This is a genomic window from Snodgrassella sp. B3882 (assembly GCF_026535915.1).
In the GTDB taxonomy this organism is placed as follows: Bacteria; Pseudomonadota; Gammaproteobacteria; order Burkholderiales; family Neisseriaceae; genus Snodgrassella.
This window is the reverse complement of record NZ_JAFNPF010000001.1, coordinates 173509-198388: the sequence shown is the minus strand read 5'-3', so window position 1 is coordinate 198388 and position 24880 is coordinate 173509. Positions and strand designations below refer to the sequence as shown.

Sequence of the window (24880 nt, the reverse complement as noted above, 5' to 3'; positions counted from 1 at the left end):
TATTACGTTTGATTTAAAATAGGTGATGAAACTGTTAAAATCTTCCAGCCCTTTCAACGTTGAGCAATACATCATCATGATTAAAATGTCTAACAACATCAACATCATTAATCTATAGTTGAGCAGTTATCCATGCCTTTCACGTTCGCCCATCCTGCTATTGTTCTGCCGTTATATCGTTTGCGCCGCTACTTTTCTTTGACTGGTCTCATCATAGGCAGCATGTCACCAGATTTTGAGTATTTCTTGCGCATGCATATTATGAATCACTACGGACATGAATTATCTGGACTCTTTGCCTATAACATCTTTACCAGCATCATCGTTGCATTTGTATTTCATCATATTATTCGTAATCCACTGCTGGATAATCTACCGCAATTTTTATATCAACGTCTGGCTAGATATCAGACGTTCAATTGGTCAGCTTATTTCAGACAACATTATCTTATCGTGATTTTCTCCATATTCATCGGTAATCTGTCACATCTCTTTTGGGATGCCTTTACTCATCCGCATGGATTTTTTGTCACACACCTGATCTGGCTACAGACTCAACTTCAAATTGGCTCTTTAACCTTACCGTTATACAAAATATTGCAACATAGCAGCTCAATAATTGGCATGACTTGCATCTTCGGCTTCATTCTGTTGCTACCGAAAACAACTTTATCCACGCATCACATTGATCCTAAATACTGGTTAACACTGATCATACTCAGCCTCTTAATTGTTACTACTCGAGTTCTCATCAATAGCAATGGGCTATTAATAGGCAACTTGATTGCCTCCTCCATCATGGCACTGTTCATTAGCTGTATCATTACTGCCATACTACCCAATTACGTGCACAAGCAGCAAAACTAACCATCATTAACCATTCAGTATTGGCACATATATCCAAAAATAAATATTAAAAATCAGATATAAAAATTGCATTTACGCTGAAGTGATCCAGCAAATGTGTTACCGAAAAACGCACTAGCAATAAAGAATATGTAAATTGGATTACATTTATTTACCAAATTACACTCACATTTAATTGATTGAATTAAATAGACTTCCAAACCTCATTTCCGCCACACAATGAGTTAAATCAAATAAAAGTCAAAAAGGGCACTTTCACCACATACCCAATCCCATATATAGTAAAAAAAAAGCAGGAATGAGCAGATAACTACTAGATATAGATTTTTTCTAATATACTTGTCTGCTCTACTCCATTTTATTGAATAGCCAGTGTGGTGATGGCCGCCTACTGCGGTATGAGAAGGAATAATTGACATGAAACCCGTTGTAATTAAAAGAGATGGCTGCAAAGTACAGTTTGACGCAGCCCGCATTAAACATGCCATTCAACGTGCGGCAGAAGCTTGTCAGATTGCTGATGAAGATTACTGTGCTCAGGTTGCCGCAGCCGTTACTGCAGCAGTGGCCGATCGGGATTATGTTGATATTCATGATATTCAGCAAGCAGTAGAAGACCAACTCATGGTCGGTCACTATAAAGAACTGGCCAGAGCGTACATTGAGTATCGCCATTCCCGTGATGTAGCACGTGAATCACGGGGGCGTCTGAATCGTGAAATCCAGGGTCTGGTAGAGCAAACCAATTTTAGTTTGTTGAATGAAAATGCCAATAAGGATAGCAAAGTCATCCCTACCCAGCGAGATTTACTCGCTGGGATTGTAGCCAGACACTATGCACAACAACATCTGTTACCGCGTGATGTGGTTCTGGCGCACGAACGGGGCGAAATCCATTACCACGACCTTGACTATGCACCCTTTTTCCCGATGTTCAACTGCATGCTGATCGATCTAAAAGGCATGCTAACTAATGGGTTTAAAATGGGTAACGCAGAAATTGAGCCGCCTAAATCCATTGCTACAGCTACTGCTGTTACGGCGCAGATTATTGCGCAAGTAGCTAGTCATATCTACGGTGGCAGTACCATAAATCGGATTGATGAAGTTTTGGCCCCATTTGTGCGCGCCAGCTACGACAAACACCTCGCCGTCGCCAATGAATGGAATATTGCCAATGCAGCCGACTATGCTCAAGCTCGTACAGAAAAAGAATGTTACGACGCTTTTCAGTCACTGGAATATGAAGTGAACACCTTGCATACTGCCAATGGACAAACTCCCTTTGTCACTTTTGGTTTTGGCTTGGGCACCAGCTGGGAAAGCCGCTTAATTCAAATGGCCATCCTACGTAACCGTCTGGCTGGCTTGGGCAAAAATGGCAAAACAGCCGTTTTCCCCAAACTGGTATTCAGTATCAAAGACGGCATCAATCACAAAGCACAAGACATTAACTACGATATCAAACAACTAGCATTAGAATGTGCTTCCAAACGCATGTATCCTGATATTCTCAACTACGATCGCGTCGTTGAGGTCACAGGATCCTTCAAAACACCAATGGGCTGTCGCAGCTTTCTTGGCATCTATGAAGAAAACGGCGAGCAGATTCATGAAGGACGCAACAATCTGGGCGTGATCAGCCTAAACCTTCCACGCATTGCCATCGAAGCTCAGCATGATGAAGCACGTTTCTGGTCATTGCTAGACGATCGCCTGCAACTATGTCGCAAAGCATTGATGACACGCATTGCCCGCTTCGAAAATGTCAAAGCACGTGTGGCTCCAATCTTATATATGGAAGGAGCTTGTGGCGTACGCCTAAATGCGGATGATTCCGTCGCCGAAATATTCAAAAACGGTCGTGCTTCAATTTCTCTGGGTTATATCGGTTTGCACGAAACCATTAATGCCCTGTATGGTACTGATACACACGTCTTTGACAGCGAGACCCTGCGTCAAAAAGCCATTGCTATTGTAGAAAAACTTCGTCACACCGTCGATCAGTGGAAAGCAGAAACCGGTTACGGTTTCAGCCTGTATAGTACGCCAAGTGAAAACCTCTGCGATCGATTCTGCCGTCTGGATACCGCCCACTTCGGCGTTATTGATGGCGTTACCGATAAAGGTTACTACACCAACAGCTTTCATTTAGATGTTGAGAAAAAAGTGAATCCATACGATAAAATCGACTTTGAAGCACCTTATCCAAAAATGGCCAATGGTGGTTTTATCTGTTACGGTGAATATCCTAATCTGCAACATAACTTACAGGCATTAGAAGACGTATGGGATTATAGCTATCGTCATGTTCCGTATTATGGTACCAACACCCCTATCGACGAATGTTATGATTGCGGATTCAGCGGTGAATTTTCCTGCACCAGCAAAGGTTTCGTCTGTCCTAAATGTGGCAACCACAACCCGGCACGAGTTTCGGTTACTCGACGCGTATGCGGTTATCTAGGCAGTCCAGATGCCCGTCCATTCAATTCCGGTAAACAAGAAGAAGTGAAACGTCGGGTTAAGCACCTTAGTCAGCAGTGCGGTGCGCTCTAGACATGAATTACCACCAGTATTATCCGGTTGACGTTGTCAATGGTCCCGGCACCCGCTGCACCTTGTTTGTGGCTGGTTGCGAGCACAAATGCCGGGGTTGCTACAACGCCACAACCTGGCGGGTAGATTCCGGCAAACCTTTTGATCAGCAGATGGAAAATCGCATCATCCAAGATCTTAATGACAGCAGAATCGTCCGGCAGGGCTTGTCCCTGACCGGTGGCGATCCTTTGCACCCGCATAATTTACCCGCTATCCTACATTTGGTGCAACGTGTTAAGCAGGAAACAACAAACAAAGATATTTGGTTGTGGACCGGCTATACCCTAGGCGAACTGTCAAGCGCACAATTAGAAATTGTAGATGAAATTAACACCTTAATTGATGGCAAATTTATACAGGAACTTAAAGATCCAGCATTGGTCTGGCGTGGAAGCAGTAATCAAATTATTCACTTTTTACGCTAACCCAGTCAGATTAACCACACATTAAAATTTCTCCAGCCCTGAAACAACTCTGGCGCAACTGAAGCCAGCATTCATTGCCAAGGCGGTAATCCATTTTATGCAAATTAATTCTATTTAAAACTAACTAATTCCATGACGCCTTATCAAACAGACTTCAAATTTGTTTGATATGAGCATAAAATCCGCCTTTACCCCGAAGAATGCAAAATTCAGCTTTTAAACCATTTGCATCACAATTGACCTAACCAGCGCAAAAGCGTTCTGATTGGATTCACAAACAGACCAAACAACCTTATTATTTGCAATTTTTAACTGTACACTTCAGCCAAACCTCAGTAGGCTAGTTATAGCTTGATAACCCTATTTCATCTAATACCTTGATCATTCCTAAATGAGTACAATAGATTTAAGTCACAAACGTGCTGAAACTCAGGCAATGCTAGATGCAGCCGACCTATTATTTGATCGTTCTAGCTGCGAAGCTCAATTAGAACGCATGGCCAAAGAAATCACCATTACCCTTGGTGACAAATATCCGCTAGTTTTGCCCGTCATGGGCGGAGCAGTGGTATTTACCGGAAAACTTTTACCACTGCTGCGCTTTCCGCTGGATTTTGACTACATACACATTTCTCGCTATGGCGACAAACTTCAAGGCGGCAATTATCAATGGCTGCGTGCGCCGCAAAATGCTGTAGTTGGTCGACATGTGTTGGTACTAGATGACATACTGGATGAAGGACATACACTGGCTGCGGTAAAAAAACAGATCATGCAGATCGGAGCGGCAAGCTGTTCTACTGCTGTTTTTGCTAATAAATTAATTGGGAAACCCAAACCAATTACCGCAGATTTTGTCGGCCTGGATGTCCCGAACCGATATGTATTTGGCTACGGCATGGATGCTGAAGGGAAATGGCGTAATCTGGACGAAATCTACGCAATGGCAGAGAAATAACGAATTAGTTTGCACTTTCAACATGATTAAACTGAAGTAGAAATCCAGCATCACCCTTTTCTGCTTCAGTTCGCTTAATGGTTTAACCACATTTGCATGAGGGCGGCAAACAGACTGATCACACAACTTCGTGTGAATATCGCTAGATAAAGATCATTCTATTTCGCTTACAAAATAAGGCAGCTCCCAAGTACCATCATCAAAACCGCGACAAGGTCCAGTTGTAATATCTGAAGAACGCAAAAATTGCTGTCCATTCCATGTCCAATATATGCGACTCCAGCAATCTCCGATGCCCCGTGTTTTTTGTATTTCTGAGATTTTACCATCACTATAGTCGGTACCCCAACGCGTAACAAATTTAATCTCATTCTTATTGGCAGACGTACCTTTTGGGATAACCCAATACGCTTCACCAGAATTGTAAACTCCTAACAAGCAAGAGGCAGCAAGTAAATCATTATCTTTGTTTAATGCAAATAGCTGAAATGTTGGTTTGTAGGTCTCTTCAGCAGATTGAGATAAATCTAAAAAACAATCCGCTTCATTTTTATAATGTGTTTCAAAATCGGGGAAACGCCTTATCACTTCATCGAGCGTCAGTTTTTGACTGTGTTTAGGGCTGATAACCGCAGCTTTTTTTATTATAGGGGCAGGAATAGATGGATAAACGTGGGACTCGTCTTTATTGCCCGTTTTTATAATGGCACCTATCGTACCAATGCGACCTTGCACTTCATCCATCTTTAACATAACGGCGTTAAATCCCGCATTCGATATTCGCCATGTGTTATTATTTTGCTGAAAACTTACCGTTTTATCATTGCTTTTTAAAGCTGAAATAATTGATGAAATTTGCTTTGGCCGTAATTCATAGGGCTCATCATCCGTTTTTACGGTACCTAATACTTGATTATTGACTGCAACAGTTATAGGGGTATCACTTAGCTGCTCGATTTCGTCATCTTTTATTCTGACGTAACCACTCAATGATTGATTAGCACCCGCTTTACGGACTAATAAGATTGAAATTCTTGAATCCAATTCTCTGGTTGGCTCTTGATGATCAAAGCCAACAGCACGACAAGTCAATGTATTATCGCACACAATATGCCAATCTTCATCTTCAAAGTAGACACCTTGATTTGTCTGAGCATTAACCAAATTGATGCTTAAAAACAATGATAAACAACTATAAAAAAACAGCACATCAGTTTCCAATAAAATTCATCTTTCAGCTATCATAACAGATAAAATTAAGGTCTTTAATTATATTTGGTATAAATTGAAGCTAAATCAAATTTTATCATTAACATAAACTTATAAGCTTGTATTTGATAAATATCATTGCTAGTGAATCACCCCATCTATTGAGTGATCTTAAAAATAGAGGTTACTACCATCACCCTGATCACATAGTTAGATTTGACAGAAAATAGCCAATTTTCATGCTACACAACATAACAAATTGAATTTACAACCGAGTACCATACACAATGCAATCTATTTTTCATGAAATAGTAAAGCCCCATAAAACCCATTTCTCTCTTCAGCTAAATTTTTAGTCTTCTCAAATCACTGAACCACAGCAACAAACTTAAACCCAAATATGGTAATTCTGATAATGACTCGTTTTGCTGATAACGAACTAATGCAGAAAACTATTTAGCTAATTAAACTAATTAACAATAACCTGTAGCTTGTTTTTTCTATTGATATTTTGTACTTTTCCGCGGAATAATGATCCTCTACATCTATCCATTCAACAAACTATGTGTTCACTGAACATACTCCCCAATCATTTGTTGATTCCCATATATACTGCATAAAAATAAAATATTATTTAAATTTTTAATGAGTATTGATACGTCATTAAGTAGTTCAAAGTATTCCATTTGAGCACAAATAAATTATAATAGACAATATGTTCCGTCATAACATATTATTTTTAATCATTAATACCAATTTGATTCAGTATTTGAGTTGACAAAACCAATATTAAATATAATGATGAATAGATATATTTGGTCAAATAAACATTAATTTACACAGAAATTGAATATTAACAAGTTAACTTGCGACAGAAATATACTCAACTTTCAACATTAAAAAAAATGTTATAACTCATTTTATGTTAACTATTAAACTTAATAACAAAATGTAATTTATTGGTTTAAAACACCAAAAACCTTATATTGAAGAACATGAATACTTAAAATATACAGTTCATTAATTTCTAAAACCCTATATGAATCAAGTTAATTTATATATTAATACAAAAGAAACTAGATCAAATTTTATAATTATTTCAATTAAAATAATACCTTATATTCAGAAATTTCAATTTACAAAAGGAATTTTTATTAACGAATACAACAACATTAATTACTTAAACAGTTTTTTTATTAACAATATATTGACAAAATAAATTCTTACAAAGTATGATGATCGTCCCGTATCCGTAAATACGGGCAGCTCTGGAAGGCTGTTATATCGGACGGACTGGATGCTAAGGTTTATATCTTGGCTTCTTTGTCCGAACACCAAGTCATTGCATGCCCACAATGGCAGACGATGGCAGGGAGGCTCACGCCTGCCGGTTCTGATTAACGGTCTTCCAGCCTTGCCATTCTTCTGCCGCCCATTGTGTCTGGAAGCACAACAGCGGTGTAACAGGAATAATCAGGAAAGGCTGTTTTATGACTATGTTTATTGTAGCTTTACGCTATCTCGAAGCGTACATGCTACGCCTGTTTCCTCCGGCGATGGTTTGCATTGAAAATTGATGGTTGCAAGAAAAATGCTTGTACCTTCATGCAGTAAGGATGCATCAACATTTGATCCTTATTGATTCTGACTAAATTATGATGGATTGCCTGTTTATAAACATATAAATATGGCAATTTTAGCAACTGATTAGATTAATTTATTAATATCGTATTAAAAATTCGACTTGGATTGTAACTTTACATTTCATAAAACAATTTGTAGGAACAAATATATATGCAATTAATATTTTTATATATTCTCGATTCATTAAAGCTAATATTGAGGATTTTTTTTCAAAACATATAGTTAGCTTTACTGATAACAGAATAAAAGTTTGTTTGTCTATGTTTCCTGGTTCTTTTGCTTTTTTAAGGCAGAACCAGGCTTTTTGCATTTAGACTACTTATCTTCACGATCAAAATAATATCTACTGACCTGGATTCAATTTTTTCATTTCGTCCTTGATTTTTCAAGCTGCAAAGCAACTAAGCTCAAGAGCAATAAGCCTTTTTTAAAAGCAATTTTATTTTTTTTAAGAACGGGGTAATGAGTAATAAAGTGGATACAACAGATATTATATGGCTATAGCTGTCAATTTTTTGCTGGTTGTCCATTATAAGTATTAAAATGTATCTCAATTAATTTTAAGCAATATCTTATTTTTTAATGATTGATCATTAAATTAGATTAAATTAACCTATAAATATTGCATTATCATAATTTAATATTTTATTTTCTGACTCATTTTATGTCAAATTAATAAGCATGCGCTAATTAATTGTACTATTATATTTGCATAAAAATTATATAAGAATTTTAAATACCTTCTCAATCCCATCTCAACCCTGTTTGTCTGTATTGATTGTGTATGGTTCAAATGATTAATCATTAATCGGACTGAATGTCATGAATTCAATCTTGGCTCAGGTATATAGCAGTAATATGACCAGTGCCTGAGAAAAATATTGAACGGCGCTGGTTGAGATTAACTTTGCCACGTTGCCAAACCTTGCCGAAATCTAAGCAGAAAGGCAAATATGTATAGAGCTATATTGGATTCATGATTAATCTATTAGTGACGGTAACTCTGTGATCTATTAATTGCGCTGACTGTATAGATACTGCTACATTTTTAGTTAAGATTTCTCATGCGTTCCTGTATCTTTTCTCTCAAAGAGACGCAGATACGTATCCAGTCATCTCTTTATTGGATAAAAAAAGTAGAAATATGATCCTCATAAACCTCTCTATTCTTATCAGTACAAATTTTATTAACTTATTGTTGCTTTATGAAGTACAAATATTTTGCATCACATTCTGAGAAAAGTACAAATTCATTCATTGAGTTACCGTAATTTTGTATAATTATGGAATCCCTTTTATAAAGCCCTTCAATTGAGTTCATCTGCAAATAAGTATTACTATTATCTTCAATTAATTTATATATTCCTTTACCTTTTAAATTAACTCCTTCATATATAAAAAATGAATCCTTTTTTAACTCTATTTTTATGGATTCATTACAAATTTTGTTATCAGATATTAAATAAATACCTGAAATTTTGTTATTTGCACATCCTATTAGCAAAAAACTAAATATTATTAATATATATTTCATTTTACTTTATTTATTTATTTTGAATATTATTAACTAGTAGCTCTACTTCTAGTAGTAGCTCTACTTCTACGGGTCTCAATCCTATTTTTCCTATCTCTTTTCTCATTATTTCTTTCCCATCCTTTTATAGAACTCCAATTTAAGTAACCCTCTGTCAACGCTAAATATTGTATGTAACAATCTCTAGATTCATTAGTGTTTAAAACTGCATATTTATAAACTGCATCATGTAGCTCCCAACACCGACTATTCCTAATTAAAGTAGATACACCTAGGGCACTATCAAGGCAGCGCAATGAGATTATATTGTCGTCTGCGAAGGTGACAATATGAACAAGATACCCACGAGCAACACCCTTCATCTAATCCAAACTTAAATCTATATTTCAACTGCTTGGATTTTAGCTTGAATATACTTTTTCATGACAGCCCAAACCCTCACCTGCTAGAAAATTATATCTCTTTCTTAGTTGATCTTTAGTTAAATTGTGTTTATTTGCTAGATCTCTAAACTGTTTATTTTGAGCCTGGTTATTTCTTGAAGCATTACCTTTTTGTCGCCCTATTCTTCCCTTATACCCATAATGCACCCTAATTTTTTCTTCGGTAACTTAATCGTTTTCGTTGTCCTGTACATTAAAATTATAAACTTTTTCATCATGAGGTACGGTTTCTAAGCTTAGAATTTTGACCTAACGCCGTCTTGGTTTAAGATGGTTTATCACCTATCAAGCTGGTTTCATTACCTGCTAAGAATTAAAAATAGTACAAAAAAAATCATCTGTGAACTATTTAACCATGATACTTTGTTTCTACAACTGAAAATGGGTGATTACTGCCAATTATTTTATTTTTATTAGCAACACATCATTCCCAATTTAGATCATAAGATTCATCACTGGCCTAGGAAATATCCCAGAGAATTTTTTAATTTAAAATTGTGTTCAAACAGTATATTCAAACCATTTAGTGGGCTAATGTTAACATCAACCATTTTATTATTTGTTTATCGTGTAATTTTTTCGGTGATTAACCCATTAGGACAATCTATAGACGTCACTAATACCTTTCCCTCTCTTTCTAATCTCCCAGTACAATATATAAATTAAAAGGAATCGTCATCAAGTTCTAATTTAATTATAGAACTTGCTTCACCTCAAAAGGCGCTTTTTATCACTAATTTTGATTTTATATTCTTGAAAAATTACATCACTATTTTTTAAATAAATCTTTAATCAATTCTACTATGCTGTTGATCCAGCAATGATTACTTCCTCTTAATCTTCGCTAGTCGTCCAAGCATTTTGGAGTGGCAAAATCCCCTTCATATCTGAATTTTAGTCAGTATAGTTGGGTACCTCGTGATCTATTGGCTTAAATAACCCTTTATTTATCGACTCTTAAGATGAACAACGCCTGAACTATAACTAGCCATGCCATTTAAAAGATAAAAATTGCAACTTTGACTAGTTTGTTTATTTCAGATTAGTCATAACCAGTTATCGTTAAGGTACAAAATTAATACAGAATCAGCTACGATGACTTTTGATTAATTCACCTAAAAATCGATCGCAGCGATTTAGTTGCGCCAGCTCTATAAATTCATTTGCTTTATGCGCCACACTGATGCTACCCGGACCACAAACAACGGTTTGGATGCCACTATTTTGGAACTGACCGCCCTCCGTAGCGTAAGCAACCTTAGATCTCTGTTTATCATCGACTAAGTGCATCACTAGCTCATGCAATTTTGCATTAGCTGCATCATTTAGAGCCGGAACTTGCACATGATGGGTTAATTCAACTTTAGCTTCAGGCGCAACAGCCTGCATAGCAGGTAAAATTTCCTTTTGAATATAATCCTTTATAGGTTGGATCAATTCTGCTACGGTCATATGCGGCAAGTTGCGATAATCAAATTCGAATGCACAATATTCTGGCACAATATTGATGGCGGTACCGCCTCGAATCATACCCGTTGACACGGTGGCAAATGGTACGTCAAAAGCATGATCCAGATCGGCTCGCGACTGTAGCTGTTGTGCCAACTGATTAATAAACACGATCAGTTTAGCTGCATATTCGATGGCATTGACTCCTTGTGGGGTCAAGGAAGAGTGGGCATTTTTGCCGTGAACTTCACAGCAAAAAGTATGGATCCCTTTATGCGCAATCACCATTTGCATTGAAGTGGGTTCTCCGACAATACAATATTGTGGTTGCAAATCGCGCTTGGCTAATTCAGCTAGCATGACTGGTGCACCCAAACAACCAATTTCTTCATCGTAAGAAAGCGCAATATGCAAGGGCTTGGTTAATTTTGTCGACAGCATCGCCGGCACCGCCGCCAATACGCAGGCTATAAACCCTTTCATATCGCTACTGCCTCGGCCATACAGGCGCTGATCGCGAATATCCGCGACGAAAGGATCTGATAACCATTGCTGCCCATCAACAGGCACAACGTCGGTATGTCCAGATAGGACAATACCTCCATTTGTCTGACCATCTGCCGCGGGAAGGGTAACAAATAAATTGGCTTTATTACCCTGGGCATTAAGCGATAACCAAGGCGATAATCCTTGATTCTCCAAATAATTGGCTACATGGTTGATTAAATCCATATTACTGCTTCTGCTGGTGGTATCAAAACCAATTAATTTTTTTAGCCATGCAACACTATCCACGACACACTCCTTTAACTTAGCCCATGCACGACTTATTGAAGTCAACTGTTGGGCTGTATACACAACAATACCCTATTAAACCATGATACCAGCTACAATAAGGAAATAAAGAAAGGCAAACTCAATGAAACAACAATTTAAACTCGAAGGTCATCCTCACATAGCATTATGCGATTTGTTAAAACTGACTGGAATAGTCGAAAGCGGCGGACGAGCAAAACAAGTGATCAGTGCCGGTTTGGTTCAGCGCAATGGGCAGGCAGAAACCAGAAAAACTGCAAAACTGATAGCAGGCGATTGTATTGACTTTGAAGGTCAGATAATAGACATAATTGATTAAACCTGTAAACACACCGAATTTCTATCCAATGACAGCTCATGATTAATAATAAATGTTATGATGATAGAAATCACGTGGTAATTTGACTTAATGTTATATCCATCAACACGCTTGCAATAACGAACAACCAACCTTGTTCACATCTATATAGTCACATATTAAATTTCATGAGTATTGATTTACATTGCCACTCTACTATTTCCGATGGCGCTCTGACACCTACGCAGCTAGTAAATCTGGCTCATGCCAATGGTTGTACCATGTTGGCTTTAACCGATCACGATCATACTGCTGGATTAGCGGAGGCGGCTACTCAAGCACAAAAGCTGGGGATGAGATTGATTAATGGTGTGGAAATCTCTGTCAGTTGGCGCGGCCGAACTATTCATATTGTTGGTCTGAATATTTCAGTTCAGAACACTGAATTACAAAGTTTGCTAGCTCAATTGCGTGCAGGTCGTTTGCATCGGTTATGTGCTATTAGTGAAAAACTGGCGAAAAAAGGAATTACGGGTGCCTACGAAGGCGCCATAGCATTGGCCACCAATGCTGAAATGGTGACCCGCACTCATGTTGCTGACTTTCTGGTTAATCAAGGATATGTGCGCAAAAAAGCCGATGCCTTCCGCAAATATCTTGGTGATGGTAAGTCTTGTAGTGTGAAACACCAATGGGCTGAGTTAGGCGAAACAATCCAAGCCATTCATCATGCCGGAGGCATTGCCATCATTGCTCATCCCATGCGTTATGATCTTTCGGCTACCGCGCGGCGCAACCTTTTTAGTGAGTTTAAGGATTTGGGTGGTGAAGCCATAGAGGTGCACAGTGGACGAACTAACTTAAATGATCGTCTGAATTATGCGTTATTGGCTCAGCAATTTGGTTTTCTAGCCAGTAGTGGCAGTGATTTTCATCGAGTAGGTGATTATGGTGGTGGGCAGCTGGGTGTTTGCCCTGAATTACCGCCAATTTGTCAACCTGTATGGAATATGTTTTGCTGAAACCAGTTTTTTCAATATTTATAAGCCCTATTCACGTGAATGATGCAATGAGTTGATCAGGTAAAATGAATTTACGCAGTCACTTTTAGTAACCACTTATGTACATTTAGTTAGATTTACTTTTCAACATTGGAGCCAAATCAAATGTCAGAACTCATCTTATTAGCTACCCATAGATTGTTTAACGGCGAGCAACGTCGTTACCGCCACTACAGTCAGGTTAATCAGTGTGAGATGACATTTTCAATCTATATACCTTCGCGGGCATTAGCTGGATACCAAAGACCAGTAGTGTACTGTTTGGGTGGTTTGACTTGTACCGATGAAAATTTTTCTATTAAAAGTGGCGCTCAACGTTTTGCTGCAGAATGGGGCATCGTTTTGGTTATGCCAGACACCAGCCCCCGTGGCAATGATGTTGCAGATGCAGATATCGAGAATTTGGGACAGGGAGCAGGTTTTTATCTTAATGCCACTGAACAGCCGTGGGCAACGCATTATCAAATGTATGACTATATAGTGTATGAACTGCCACAATTAATTGAAAAACATTTTTCGGTTAACCAGCAGCGAGGCCTATGTGGTCACAGCATGGGTGGACATGGAGCACTCATGATTGGTTTGAACAATCCTCAGCGTTATACATCCATATCCGCTTTTGCTCCTATTGCTCATCCCAGTGCAACGAAATGGGGACAAGAGGCATTTACAGCTTACCTCGGTGCCAATACTGCAAACTGGGCACACTATGACAGCACCCTTCTTTTACATCACTCAATTCCGACCAAATTACCTATCCTCATTGATCAAGGCGGTGCAGATGAATTTTATCCTGCTCAATTGCTTCCGGAAGATTTTGTTAAGCTGGCAACCAGCAAGGGATTGAATATTCGCTTTCATTTGCACAAAGACTATGACCATAGCTACTACTTTGTCAGCAGCTTTATTGAAAGTCACATCTTTTTTCATGCCACAGCTTTTGAGCTATAAGCTGAGCAAAATTTCGCTCAAAAAGATTTTTCATGGTCGAAAATTAAATTTTTAAATGAATAAAAAAGAAAATGATGCAATTGAAAATGCAGCAGATAAATTTAGACTTATACGGTTGAGTTCTATCTGTAAAGCTTTGATCGTCAACTTGGTAAAAATCAAATTAGCTGGGTAGATGAGAAATGCAAAAACTGGACGCAATTGGGAAAACTTGCTGGATATTCAGCATTTATCTCGGACATGAATAGCATGGCTGGCAAACTTAAAAAAGAGCAGAAGACTAAAATCTTCTGCTGTAGTCAAATTTTATATTGGAGAAAACATAGCGCCGTGTAACGTTTTAGGCATCAATAACCGATTTACGCGCAAAGGTTTTTTCACAATAATGACAACGTAAACGAGTTTCTCCATGATTGATGCGCACGTAAAATTGACTTTTAACTGGTTCCCCATGACTCGCACAGTTGCTATTAGGGCAGGAAAATACTTCACTGATGGTATCTGGTAATGTCAAAGTCCGTTTGCGTACTACTTTAAAATCCGCAATATCATTCACCGTTGCTCTAGGTGCAAACAACGCCAGCCTGTTAGCCATGGCGTCATCCATCAACAAGCCAGAAATTTTAATAATATCTTTGCTACCATTTGACTGGCTGCTTAAATTGAACCCAACCGTCACCGCATTGCCAGAATGCAATAATTTAAACTGGCGCAGAATCGTTAATCCCTGACCTACTGGGATATGATCTATGACTGTACCATCTTTAATTGCTTCAACACTTAAAGTGTTTTGATTCATTATCATCTTCCTTATACATCAGGTTTATTCAAATCGTTTCATTCAAAATAGCCGCCAGAATAGCTTGACGAGCATACATACCATTGTTTGCTTGTTGGAAATAATAAGCATGAATACTACCATCCACATCAGGATGGATCTCGTCTACTCTGGGCAAGGGATGCAGAATACGCATATTAGGTTTTGCATCGGTCAGCATGGCTGCACACAGACTGTAACTTCCGTTTATGCGAGCAAATTCCTGCTCATCGAAACGTTCCCGTTGAATACGTGTCATATAAACAATATCAGCCCATGCCAAAGCTTCTTCCAAATTAGTCAAAATCTGATAACTACAGCCCATATCATCTAACTGCTCACAGATATAATCTGGCATAGCTAAGGTTGGTGGAGAAATAAAAGCAAATTCACATTTCCATCTACTTAGTGCTTGAACCAATGAATGTACCGTACGTCCGTATTTCAAATCTCCAACTAAAGCAATTTTCAATTGCTGTAATTTCCCTTGCGTTTCTTGAATGGTTACCAGATCAAGCAAAGTCTGCGAAGGGTGTTGATTGGTACCGTCGCCGGCATTAATTACCGGCACATGCGCAAATTCACTGACAACCCGAGCGGCACCATCTTTTGGGTGACGCATCACAATTGCATCTGCATAATTACTGATGATCCTTGCAGTATCCGCCAGTGTTTCTCCTTTTTTAGCACTGGTATTAGCACCATCCGCAAATCCTATTACCTTGCCACCAAGACGTTGAATTGCGGTTTCAAATGACAACCGTGTACGAGTTGATGGCTCAAAAAAACAGGATCCGATCAGGCGATCCTGTAATAAATTACCCTGTGGCTGTTGCTTCAATCGCAGCGCGGCAGCCAGTAAAAACTCCAACTGTTCAGTTGACAGATCATTAATCGAAATGAAATTTTGCCGAAACAACGGATTAGACATAATGAACCTTCAGAACTTTATCAATAGGCATAAAAAAACCCGTCAGCTAACGGGTATAGATATTGAGAATTAAAACCCTATCCTGCTCAAATAAAAAGCGGATAAAAAATGTCGGCTGGGCTGACACCATGGCTTAACTCCTTAATTTTTAGCAGTTGATTATCGCACAGATATCAGAACGGTAAAAGTCGTCCACTTTGCGTTACAATAATCATCATTGCCATTATTCATTTCTGTTTACATTGATTTACCACCATCTGGCACTGAATGTGCCCATCTTTTCATTATTGACCTACTCCCACCCTACCATGCTGGCGGTTGGGACACGTGTTGCCGTACGTTTTCGCAAGCGACTAATCACAGCCATCGTGTGGGCTAATAATATTCAACCCGAAATTGATACTGAAAAAATTTTACCTATCGAAATCGTTTTTGATGATGGTTGGTTTCTACCGCATGACTGGCGTGAATTATTGAACTTCACCGCCCGTTACTATCATTATCCTCTGGGACAGGCTGTCAGTGCTGCATTACCAAAAGGCTTACGTGACCCCAAAGCTATCTCATTGCCCAAACCAGATGAAGTGTATCAATTAAGTGATTTAGGCAAAACTCAGACCGCTCCGGCGGGACGCTTTCCGAAACTAAACGCCTTGTGGCATCGCCTGCAAACGTCAGCATCAACATTGAATCAACTGAAGGCTGAGCATAATCAGGCTGAACACTACCTGCAAAAATGGCAGCAACAAGGTTGGATCACATCAAATTCTATTTCACCATATGGGATCATTCCGGATAGCCAACACCAACTCAATCACCAACAATTAGAAGCCAGCACAGCGGTACAAGCTCAATTTGGTCGTTTTGCACCATTCTTACTCTATGGCATTACGGGGAGTGGTAAAACAGAAGTTTACTTTGACATCATGGCAAAAACCTTACAGCAAGGTAAACAAGTTTTGTTTCTATTACCGGAAATTAATCTGACACCACAACTCATGCAGCGTGTACAGCAACGTTTTCCAAACACCACCACAGTGATGCTGCATAGTCAGACTGCAACTGGCGAACGCACACGTAACTATCTTCGTGCAGCACTGGGTCAGGCTCCATTAATAATCGGTACTCGTCTAGCCGTATTTACCCCAATACACAATCTAGGCTTAATCGTTATTGATGAAGAGCATGACCAATCGTTTAAGCAAGAAGCAGAGTTAAGATATCACGCTCGTGATCTGGCTGTGTGGCGAGCAAAACAAAATAGCTGCCCTATTGTACTTGGTAGTGCCACTCCATCACTGGAGAGCTGGTACCAAATGAAACAGGGGCATTACCAACTACTGCAATTAACCCAGCGTGCCCACATCAATGCCAAGTTACCTAAAATTCACTTATTAGACACCCGTCGCCTATCACTGGATCACGGCCTCAGTGACGCCATAAAACAAAAATTGCAAACAAACTATGAACAAGGTGGGATGAGTATGGTGTACCTGAACCGCCGTGGCTTCGCACCTGCCCTCTTTTGTAGCGCCTGCGGTCATGCCTTTGGCTGTCCCAACTGTTCAGCCAAAATGGTTTTGCATCAGCACGCCCATCAGCTACGTTGCCACCATTGCGACTTTCATCAACCCATACCGCATAAATGTCCCGAGTGTGGTAATCATGATTTAACTGCGGTTGGACAAGGTACTCAGCGCATTGAAGAAAACTTGCGCAACTTACTACCTGGAGCAAAAATCTTACGGGTAGATCGCGATACCATTTCACGCAAACAAGATTGGGCCAAAATCTATACGCAAATTTTGCATCAAGAAGTAGATGTTCTGATCGGAACACAAATGTTGGCTAAAGGGCACGACTTTCCACACCTGAATCTTGTTGTCGTATTAAATGCCGATAACAGCCTGTATAGTGCTGATTTTCGAGCTCCAGAACGCCTCTTCGCAGAATTAATGCAAGTAAGTGGACGAGCCGGTCGAGCAGATGGAGATGGTGAAGTTTGGGTACAAACTCAACAACCCGAACATAAAGTTTATCAAGCATTAGTCGCTCAGGATTACCTCACCTTTGCCAGTGCGGAACTAACTGAAAGACAAGAAATGAACATGCCGCCGTTTACTCATATGGCAGCTATTCGAACAGACGCCAAAACCATGAGTGAAGCACAAAAATTATTAAGGGAAACATTAAAAGGTATCAAACAACACGAGCAACTACCTGCAAATGTTCATGTCTTTGGTCCGGTGCCCATGCTTATGGCTAAATTAGCCGGCTATGAAAGAGCACAAATTTTTCTGGAAAGTCAACAGCGCAAAGAACTTCACCAAACCATTACATTATGGGATAATTGGTTAATTTTTCTTAGTAAATATTATCCCAAAACGCGCTGGCTAATAGATGTTGACCCATTGGAACTATAAATCAAACCTTTTTTTCTTCTTCATCCTGATCTGGATGATTCCTCTACAAAGCTTGTCCGCTGTCTCCTTTGGCAGGCTACCGCCTAACCAGACAGCCATATACGTTGCCGATCTCAAAACAGGTCAAATTCTTTACCAGCATCGTGCCGATGTGGCTATTAATCCAGCTTCAACCATGAAACTGGTTACCGGCTATGTAGCCTTAAAACAACTGGGACCCAATTATCAGTGGTTAACACAATGGCGCAGTGACGCGGCAATAGAAAATGGGACTTTAAAAGGCCATCTATATTGGTATGGCAGTGGTAATCCTGTGTTTGATCAGCGGGATTTACAACAAATGCAGGCACAACTACAAGCGAAGGGAATTCGCAAAATCAACGGCAGATTAATACTTGATCGCAGCATCTGGTCTAATACAGGCAGTGCTGACAACTTTTTAGCAGATCAAAATGAAGTTTTCGTCACCCCTCCCGATCCTCATATGCTAGCCTATCGGGTATGGTGGTTAACCATCGCCACCAATAACCAAGCTCAGCCAGTAGTCATGGTCGACCCTCCTTTACCCAATGTCGTCGTACAACAGCAAATAAAACTACATAACCACAACATCCCCTGTCCATCGGTACGGCATTTTGTCCACACCAAATTTGATGGTGTCACATTACAGATCCAAGGCAAAGTTCCAGCCAGTTGCCTGAAAAAAAGTTGGTTTATTAACACCAACAAACTTAGTGCGGCGGAATTTGCTGCGCATAGTTTTCGCGCATGGTGGCAGCAAAACAACAACGATATTGGTTTTAGCATCGGCACATTGCCAAAAAATACCCGAGTTTTGGCCTCACACCGATCAAAACCATTGTCAGACATTGTTGCCGACATGAATAAATACTCTAATAACACCATAGCCCGTACACTTTTTCTACGGTTAGGTGAAAAACGTCAGGGTGACACCATCTATAATGCCAAAGCCCTAACCCTACAGACTTTACAACAAGCTCATATTGACACAGCAAAACTACAATTGGAAAACGGTTCTGGTTTATCGCGTAAAGAACGAGTCAGTGCTCGCCTCTTAGGGCAGTTATTACAAAGTGCCTATCAATCATCTTTCGCACCACAATTTATTAGCAGCCTACCCATTGGGGGCGTCGACGGAACATTAAAAACCCGCTTTAAAAATACAGGTGGACAATGGCATCTCAAAACCGGCACACTGAAAAACGTCAATGCATTGGCTGGTTACTGGATCCCTAACTCATCAACACAACATCCTTTAGTTGTGGTCGCCATTGTCAATACTCCGGGAAACCATGTCGCCGATCTAGATATACTGGTACGTTCCTTAGCCAATTCATACCATAAATAAATACACAACAGGTCGACGAACCATGTTCATCGACCTGTTAACCACCAAGAAAACAGATTAATCACGACCACGCAAACTTTTCCAAGTGCGTGACAGCCATGATTTTTGTTTTTTCTTTCTAGTCATATCCATAATCTTAAGTTTATTCAATATCATTATAGATAATTGGAGAATATTCAGATAATGTAAAACATAAAATTATTTAGTTACAAGAAATACAAAACTTTTAATTTTCAAATTTGTTTAATCGCGTTAACCTACTAACGCTAAAAATACAGTGTTACCAAGAAGCTAACCTATTCAGGTAATAAAGTAATATTACTAGGGTCCCGACCTTGCTGCTTTAATCCTACTACCGAAGTAAATAACATATCACTAGAGGAATTCAAAACAGTTTCAGCTGAATCCTGAATTTCACTGATGACAAAACCGATCGCCACTACCTGTGCGGATACTGCTGGATCAATACCAAACATACTACATGCAACAGGAATCAATAATAACGAACCGCCTGGAACGCCAGAAGCACCTAAAGCACAAACCGTAGCTAAAATACTTAATAGTAACGTTTGAATAAAACTGATATCCAAGCCCAACGTATGAACCGTAGCCATCGTCATCGTCGTAATCGTAATCGCTGCACCATTCATACTCATTGTCACACCCAATGGGATAGACAAAGAGTAGATTTCTTCAGGTAATTGCATCCGCTCCGCCAAACGTATATTAACCGGAATATTGGCAGCTGAGCTACGAGTAAAGAAAGCAGTAATTCCGCTATAGCGCAAACAAGTCAACACCAACGGATATGGGTTTTTGCGGAAATTCAAATAGACAATAAGTGGATTAATCACCAAAGCAACAAAGATCATCAAGCCTAACAATACCCCGATTAATTCCAGATAATTTTTCAGCTTAGCCAGACCATCACTAGTAAAATGAGCAGCCACTAAGCCCAGCACACCATAAGGGGCAATGGCAACCACCAAACGGACTACCCATATAGTTGCATCCGACCAATTTTTAATCACAGATTTAGTTGCATCACTGCTATGGCGCAAAGCAATACCCAGAGCAGTAGCCCAAGCTAAAATGCTAAGAAAATTACCCGTTACCAAAGCACTGACAGGATTATCCACAAATTTAAGGATTATATTCTGCAGAATTTCAGCCACACCTTCTGGTGGTTTTTCAGAGGTGGGTGGCACATCCATCACCAGATGTAGAGGATATAAATAACTAACAGTTGAAGCCAATACCGCTGAAATCAAAACAGTTAAAGCATAAAGCCATGCCACAGATTTAATACTGGCTGCATTATCAAACTTATTATTAACAATGGACGAAATCACCAATACAAATACCAGAATAGGTGCAGCCGCACGCAAAGCCTGTATAAATACCTTCCCTAAAAATTCCAACTTAACCCCATATTGCGGTAAAAATGCCGCAATAAGACCACCAATAATCATACATACCAGCATGCGTACGATTAGATTACTTTTAAATAAAATCCATAAAACTTTTTTCATTGATAATCCTCAATTCCAGGACAGCTTCAGTATAAAGCATCATCTTTTACAGGTATTCACCCTCTTAACTCATTGAAAATAAACAAACCAAGATGGAGTCATCTTAAATATCTTAACAACCTTATAGAATATCAACCAGAAAATGTATTCTATTAAACAAATAAAAACAAGTTTAACATCAAAATTTTTTTCTTAACCCTCTAATAGCAAATTAATTTTGAAATTAAGATTTAATATAGAACTTCCACCATCAACGAATTTGACAAACAGCAAACATCCCAAAATGTTATACTTTAGCTTAAAATGAAACCAAACTAATTTCCATCATGAATACCGAACCACATAATTACATTTTATGCATGAAATGGGGGCAAAAATATTCTGCTGAATACGTAAATAGACTATATAGCATGGTTAAACGTAATTTAACCTTACCCTTTTCCATGATATGTTTGACTGATGATTCGCAAAATATCCATCCCGATATTCAATGCTATCCCTTGATACCACTAAATTTACCTAGTGGTTTACCAGAACGTGGTTGGAACAAGCTTACCACATTCAATGCTGAATTATACGGGCTAAAAGGCAAGGCATTATTTCTTGATATTGACATAGTCATTATAGATAATATAGATTGCTTTTTTACTCAACCAGCAAGTCGTGATGATGAAGTGATGATTATCCGAGATTGGAAAAAACCATGGCGTATGGTCGGTAATAGTTCGGTGTATCGATTTAATATTGGCGCGATACCTGATTTAATGGATTATTTCCGTACCCATTTCGAGCAAATACGACAACAATTTCGTCACGAACAAGCATTTTTATCTTGGTATATCCGCCAACATCACCAACTGAGCTATTGGCCAACAGGATGGTGCCTGAGTTATAAATACAATGTATTAAAAAAATTGCCTTTTGCGTTATGGCAAGCCCCTGAACAGCCCACTAACGGTAAAATTATAGTTTTTCATGGAGAAGTCAATCCACCTGATGCAATCTCAGGCGGTGGTGGTAAATGGTATCGCAAAGTTTTACCAGCACCATGGTTAGAAAACTATTGGCAATGAACTCCAAATAAAAATGAAACTGATCAAACCACATACAAAATTTATAATTATTGGTAATGCAGATGAACAGCATTCAATAAACGACTTTATTTGTGAAGATGATATTATCATTAGATTTAATGAACCAAACACAAGTTGTACACTTATGGCAGACTGGGTATTTATCGCTAATGGCTATACGCAAATTCGCCATCTTCGCATTAATCACCAATTTTTCAAACCTGATACAGAAGTTTTTTTTCGCTATAGCAAAGAAGATATTTATCAAAGCTGCTATGAAAAAATAGCATTGCATAAGCGCATAAAATATCGTTGGCGTTTTCCAAAATGGATAAAAAAATGCAACCTAGATCTTTATAAACTCAATATTGTACCCAAGGAAATATATCTACAGACCGTTGATATGATTATGCATTCCTTACCAAGTACAGGTTTATTGGCCATAAACTATGTATCAGATAGATTCCCAAATAATCAAATATTTCTGCATAATTTCACCTATAATGGCTGGAGTGGGCATGATTGGGATAGTGAGAAAAAACTAATCCAGCAATGGCTGGATATCGGCAAATTAAAAAATATATAATCCATTTTGATATAAATGTATCTGAAATCTAATTTTTACAATTAAATAATTTAATTAAATTTTATATTAGCAATTAGAATACAAAATAATAGCTTAACAGCTTTACTATACATACCCTGTTGCATAAGCAAAGATACAATAATCCATTCTGATATTTTTTTATCTTGATAAAATTGACGCGACATTGTAACTAAGTCATTTTTCTCTTGATCTGATAAATTGGATAAATGTATTTTTTTTAGTGTACGATAATAATAAATAGCAGATTTATATAACAAGTAAGCTCTACTTTTAGCATCATGCATTACATCTAATGCATATTGTGCTTGCTGAACATATGCTTTAATTCCAAATAATTGGAACTTACCCATCTTTTGAGCTATTGAATCTTTCCTTATACGATAATGAACAACGACTTCAGGAAAATAGTAAAAATTCTCACATTTGCTCAATAAAATTGGTGTATAAGCAATATCTTCAAATGCAGGAATATCAAAACAAACTACTCCATCAATTAAACCACGACGGAATATCTTATTCCAAAAATAATGCTTCCCATCTAAAACTGCTGTTCGGTAAATATCTACTGCAGACATTTCAACCAAAGTATTCTCTGGATGATAAGACAAAGTTTCTCGATGTTTTATTTTGTTACTCTGATCAAAAAAAACATCATAGTCAAATAAAAGAACATCAGGTTTAGCGTGACATAAAATTGAAATAATCTTTTTTAAAAATTTTCCTTCAATTTTATCATCAGAATCGATATACCAAATATATTCAGCCTGACTTGCATTGAGCAGAATCCCTCGAGCCTTAGTCAGTCCTACATTATCATTACCTCGTAAAATTCTGATACAAGCATCAGGATATAAGGCCATATATTTTTCAATAATGCAAACAGAATCATCTGGAGAGGCATCATCAAAAAATATAATTTCAATTTCTTTTGATAAAGAAGGCAATAATTCCTGTAACAAACTTGGTAAATATGAGGCTACATTGTATACAGGAATTAAAATACTTAACTTCATTATCAACCTTTGCATTTTTCATTAAATTCAATATCAAAGTCAAATTCACCCTTAATGATTGGGACCTTAATTCGCATAGAATGTAAGAAAACAGATAATTGCCGAATGCCCATCCGTAACTGAGCGAAAACCCTTCGAAATTTAAAAGTCCAATAATCCATGCGATTATTTGATTTTGGTTTTATAGGATTTGTACTAATAGTTGAATGAAAAGAATTGTTTAGAGGCAAGTTGTAAGTTGTGCATTGATCTAATTGGATAGCTGCTGCTGGATAAACTTGCCAAGCATTTAATTCATATGTTGAACTTATAAATGCATCTGCTAAGGCAGGCATCGAATGGTGAGCTCTTGATAACAATTTTTTGGCACCAGATGGAAATAATAAATATGCAGCACTACCATTTCGATCTTGAAACAGTTTTCTCATCTGATAGTCATTGATTAGATCTATTGATTCCCTGCTTAACCATTTATATCTGTTTCTAGTTTCAAAATTGATATAGTCTACCTTAAGATTGTTGTCTTCAATCGCTTGTAAAATTGTAGGAACAGATTTAGCCAATAACGCATCATCTTCCAGAATTAACCATGGTTCATTTGAGTCATAGACAAATTGCCATGCTGCTTTATGACTTAGAAAACAAGCAACTTCGGCTGGAAATAATTTTCTTTGCCACCCATTAGCTAGTTTTTCATACTCATCTAAGGAGATATTGCTGCCTTGAATTGCAGCTAATCTATGCATAGGCAAATTTAATCGAGCAAGTTGTTGTTTTTGTAAATTTAAGCGATCTTTAGAATGATCAAGATTGATTAGCAGAACAGATATCATAGAGTATTTTAATTTTATATTTTTAA

General features: G+C 38.3%; 20 protein-coding genes. 12 read left to right on the top strand and 8 right to left on the bottom strand.

Annotated features, from left to right (window positions below; genetic code table 11):
• Positions 1–132: 132 nt before the first annotated feature.
• The 4 genes from J3U68_RS00965 to J3U68_RS00950 all read left to right on the top strand — a co-directional run bounded on the left by J3U68_RS00965 (position 133) and on the right by J3U68_RS00950 (position 4851).
• A complete protein-coding gene (locus J3U68_RS00965) occupies positions 133–867 on the top strand; it encodes a DUF4184 family protein (protein WP_267373578.1) in 735 nt (244 codons plus the stop codon).
• A 417-nt stretch (positions 868–1284) separates the two neighbouring features.
• A complete protein-coding gene (gene nrdD, locus J3U68_RS00960) occupies positions 1285–3426 on the top strand; it encodes an anaerobic ribonucleoside-triphosphate reductase (RefSeq protein WP_267373576.1) in 2142 nt (713 codons plus the stop codon).
• A 2-nt stretch (positions 3427–3428) separates the two neighbouring features.
• Positions 3429–3893: an anaerobic ribonucleoside-triphosphate reductase-activating protein gene (nrdG, locus tag J3U68_RS00955; RefSeq protein ID WP_267373574.1), complete on the top strand. Its 465-nt coding sequence runs from the start codon at positions 3429–3431 to the stop codon at positions 3891–3893.
• Positions 3894–4284: 391 nt separating this feature from the next.
• Positions 4285–4851, top strand: coding sequence for a hypoxanthine-guanine phosphoribosyltransferase (locus tag J3U68_RS00950; protein WP_267373572.1), 567 nt, complete (start codon positions 4285–4287; stop codon positions 4849–4851).
• Between the two features lie 153 nt (positions 4852–5004).
• Here the strand turns inward: J3U68_RS00950 and J3U68_RS00945 are convergent, their stop codons facing one another.
• Positions 5005–6072, bottom strand: a complete 1068-nt coding sequence (locus J3U68_RS00945; RefSeq protein ID WP_267373570.1) for a DUF1176 domain-containing protein — start codon at positions 6070–6072, stop codon at positions 5005–5007.
• A 1285-nt stretch (positions 6073–7357) separates the two neighbouring features.
• On the opposite strand from J3U68_RS00945, the gene J3U68_RS00940 reads away from it, so the two are divergent.
• Entirely contained in the window at positions 7358–7630 is a 273-nt protein-coding gene (locus J3U68_RS00940; RefSeq protein WP_267373567.1) for a hypothetical protein, read from the top strand.
• Positions 7631–8896: 1266 nt separating this feature from the next.
• On the opposite strand, the gene J3U68_RS00935 is transcribed toward J3U68_RS00940, so the two are convergent.
• Both J3U68_RS00935 and argE read right to left on the bottom strand, forming a co-directional pair.
• A complete protein-coding gene (locus tag J3U68_RS00935; RefSeq protein ID WP_267373565.1) occupies positions 8897–9238 on the bottom strand; it encodes a hypothetical protein in 342 nt (113 codons plus the stop codon).
• 1529 nt (positions 9239–10767) lie between these two features.
• Positions 10768–11925, bottom strand: coding sequence for an acetylornithine deacetylase (argE, locus tag J3U68_RS00930; protein WP_267373562.1), 1158 nt, complete (start codon positions 11923–11925; stop codon positions 10768–10770).
• A gap of 124 nt (positions 11926–12049) precedes the next feature.
• Here argE and J3U68_RS00925 point away from each other — a divergent pair, with 124 nt between their 5' ends.
• The 3 genes from J3U68_RS00925 to fghA all read left to right on the top strand — a co-directional run bounded on the left by J3U68_RS00925 (position 12050) and on the right by fghA (position 14256).
• Complete coding sequence (locus J3U68_RS00925) at positions 12050–12265, top strand: RNA-binding S4 domain-containing protein (RefSeq protein ID WP_267373559.1); 216 nt, start codon at positions 12050–12052, stop codon at positions 12263–12265.
• Between the two features lie 167 nt (positions 12266–12432).
• The gene (locus tag J3U68_RS00920) at positions 12433–13266 is read left to right on the top strand and encodes a PHP domain-containing protein (RefSeq protein ID WP_267373557.1); all 834 of its coding nucleotides are present in this window, start codon (positions 12433–12435) and stop codon (positions 13264–13266) included.
• Between the two features lie 144 nt (positions 13267–13410).
• On the top strand, positions 13411–14256 hold the full coding sequence (gene fghA / locus J3U68_RS00915) for an S-formylglutathione hydrolase (protein ID WP_267373554.1): 846 nt from the start codon (positions 13411–13413) through the stop codon (positions 14254–14256).
• A gap of 340 nt (positions 14257–14596) precedes the next feature.
• Here the strand turns inward: fghA and pyrI are convergent, their stop codons facing one another.
• Together pyrI and pyrB are read right to left on the bottom strand one after the other, a co-directional pair.
• A complete protein-coding gene (gene pyrI, locus J3U68_RS00910) occupies positions 14597–15055 on the bottom strand; it encodes an aspartate carbamoyltransferase regulatory subunit (RefSeq protein WP_267373552.1) in 459 nt (152 codons plus the stop codon).
• A 28-nt stretch (positions 15056–15083) separates the two neighbouring features.
• Positions 15084–16004, bottom strand: a complete 921-nt coding sequence (gene pyrB / locus J3U68_RS00905; RefSeq protein WP_267373549.1) for an aspartate carbamoyltransferase — start codon at positions 16002–16004, stop codon at positions 15084–15086.
• A 242-nt stretch (positions 16005–16246) separates the two neighbouring features.
• Between pyrB and J3U68_RS00900 the strand changes: the two genes are divergently transcribed.
• Together J3U68_RS00900 and dacB are read left to right on the top strand one after the other, a co-directional pair.
• Entirely contained in the window at positions 16247–18427 is a 2181-nt protein-coding gene (locus tag J3U68_RS00900) for a primosomal protein N' (RefSeq protein ID WP_267376173.1), read from the top strand.
• Between the two features lie 34 nt (positions 18428–18461).
• Positions 18462–19796 carry a D-alanyl-D-alanine carboxypeptidase/D-alanyl-D-alanine-endopeptidase gene (dacB, locus tag J3U68_RS00895; RefSeq protein ID WP_267373547.1) on the top strand — a complete coding sequence of 445 codons (1335 nt, stop codon included), beginning with the start codon at positions 18462–18464 and terminating at the stop codon, positions 19794–19796.
• A 296-nt stretch (positions 19797–20092) separates the two neighbouring features.
• On the opposite strand, the gene sstT is transcribed toward dacB, so the two are convergent.
• Entirely contained in the window at positions 20093–21328 is a 1236-nt protein-coding gene (gene sstT / locus J3U68_RS00890) for a serine/threonine transporter SstT (protein WP_267373545.1), read from the bottom strand.
• Between the two features lie 410 nt (positions 21329–21738).
• Here sstT and J3U68_RS00885 point away from each other — a divergent pair, with 410 nt between their 5' ends.
• Complete coding sequence (locus J3U68_RS00885; protein WP_267373543.1) at positions 21739–22401, top strand: hypothetical protein; 663 nt, start codon at positions 21739–21741, stop codon at positions 22399–22401.
• 13 nt (positions 22402–22414) lie between these two features.
• Positions 22415–22987, top strand: coding sequence for a hypothetical protein (locus tag J3U68_RS00880; RefSeq protein ID WP_267373540.1), 573 nt, complete (start codon positions 22415–22417; stop codon positions 22985–22987).
• 50 nt (positions 22988–23037) lie between these two features.
• On the opposite strand, the gene J3U68_RS00875 is transcribed toward J3U68_RS00880, so the two are convergent.
• Complete coding sequence (locus J3U68_RS00875; protein ID WP_267373539.1) at positions 23038–24021, bottom strand: glycosyltransferase family 2 protein; 984 nt, start codon at positions 24019–24021, stop codon at positions 23038–23040.
• 2 nt (positions 24022–24023) lie between these two features.
• The gene (locus J3U68_RS00870) at positions 24024–24854 is read right to left on the bottom strand and encodes a glycosyltransferase family 25 protein (RefSeq protein WP_267373538.1); all 831 of its coding nucleotides are present in this window, start codon (positions 24852–24854) and stop codon (positions 24024–24026) included.
• Between the last annotated feature and the right edge of the window lie 26 nt (positions 24855–24880).

What these genes read in the sequence shown, in the direction of transcription:
- J3U68_RS00935 (WP_267373565.1), bottom strand. Translation starts at nt 9,238, where the DNA reads ATGAAATATATATTAATAATATTTAGTTTTTTGCTAATAGGATGTGCA.
- sstT (WP_267373545.1), bottom strand. Translation starts at nt 21,328, where the DNA reads ATGAAAAAAGTTTTATGGATTTTATTTAAAAGTAATCTAATCGTACGC.
- J3U68_RS00885 (WP_267373543.1), top strand. Translation starts at nt 21,739, where the DNA reads ATGGTTAAACGTAATTTAACCTTACCCTTTTCCATGATATGTTTGACT.
- J3U68_RS00880 (WP_267373540.1), top strand. Translation starts at nt 22,415, where the DNA reads ATGAAACTGATCAAACCACATACAAAATTTATAATTATTGGTAATGCA.
- J3U68_RS00870 (WP_267373538.1), bottom strand. Translation starts at nt 24,854, where the DNA reads ATGATATCTGTTCTGCTAATCAATCTTGATCATTCTAAAGATCGCTTA.
- J3U68_RS00925 (WP_267373559.1), top strand. Translation starts at nt 12,050, where the DNA reads ATGAAACAACAATTTAAACTCGAAGGTCATCCTCACATAGCATTATGC.
- J3U68_RS00875 (WP_267373539.1), bottom strand. Translation starts at nt 24,021, where the DNA reads ATGAAGTTAAGTATTTTAATTCCTGTATACAATGTAGCCTCATATTTA.
- J3U68_RS00940 (WP_267373567.1), top strand. Translation starts at nt 7,358, where the DNA reads ATGCTAAGGTTTATATCTTGGCTTCTTTGTCCGAACACCAAGTCATTG.
- pyrB (WP_267373549.1), bottom strand. Translation starts at nt 16,004, where the DNA reads ATGTCTAATCCGTTGTTTCGGCAAAATTTCATTTCGATTAATGATCTG.
- pyrI (WP_267373552.1), bottom strand. Translation starts at nt 15,055, where the DNA reads ATGAATCAAAACACTTTAAGTGTTGAAGCAATTAAAGATGGTACAGTC.
- nrdG (WP_267373574.1), top strand. Translation starts at nt 3,429, where the DNA reads ATGAATTACCACCAGTATTATCCGGTTGACGTTGTCAATGGTCCCGGC.
- J3U68_RS00950 (WP_267373572.1), top strand. Translation starts at nt 4,285, where the DNA reads ATGAGTACAATAGATTTAAGTCACAAACGTGCTGAAACTCAGGCAATG.
- fghA (WP_267373554.1), top strand. Translation starts at nt 13,411, where the DNA reads ATGTCAGAACTCATCTTATTAGCTACCCATAGATTGTTTAACGGCGAG.
- dacB (WP_267373547.1), top strand. Translation starts at nt 18,462, where the DNA reads ATGATTCCTCTACAAAGCTTGTCCGCTGTCTCCTTTGGCAGGCTACCG.
- J3U68_RS00965 (WP_267373578.1), top strand. Translation starts at nt 133, where the DNA reads ATGCCTTTCACGTTCGCCCATCCTGCTATTGTTCTGCCGTTATATCGT.
- J3U68_RS00920 (WP_267373557.1), top strand. Translation starts at nt 12,433, where the DNA reads ATGAGTATTGATTTACATTGCCACTCTACTATTTCCGATGGCGCTCTG.
- nrdD (WP_267373576.1), top strand. Translation starts at nt 1,285, where the DNA reads ATGAAACCCGTTGTAATTAAAAGAGATGGCTGCAAAGTACAGTTTGAC.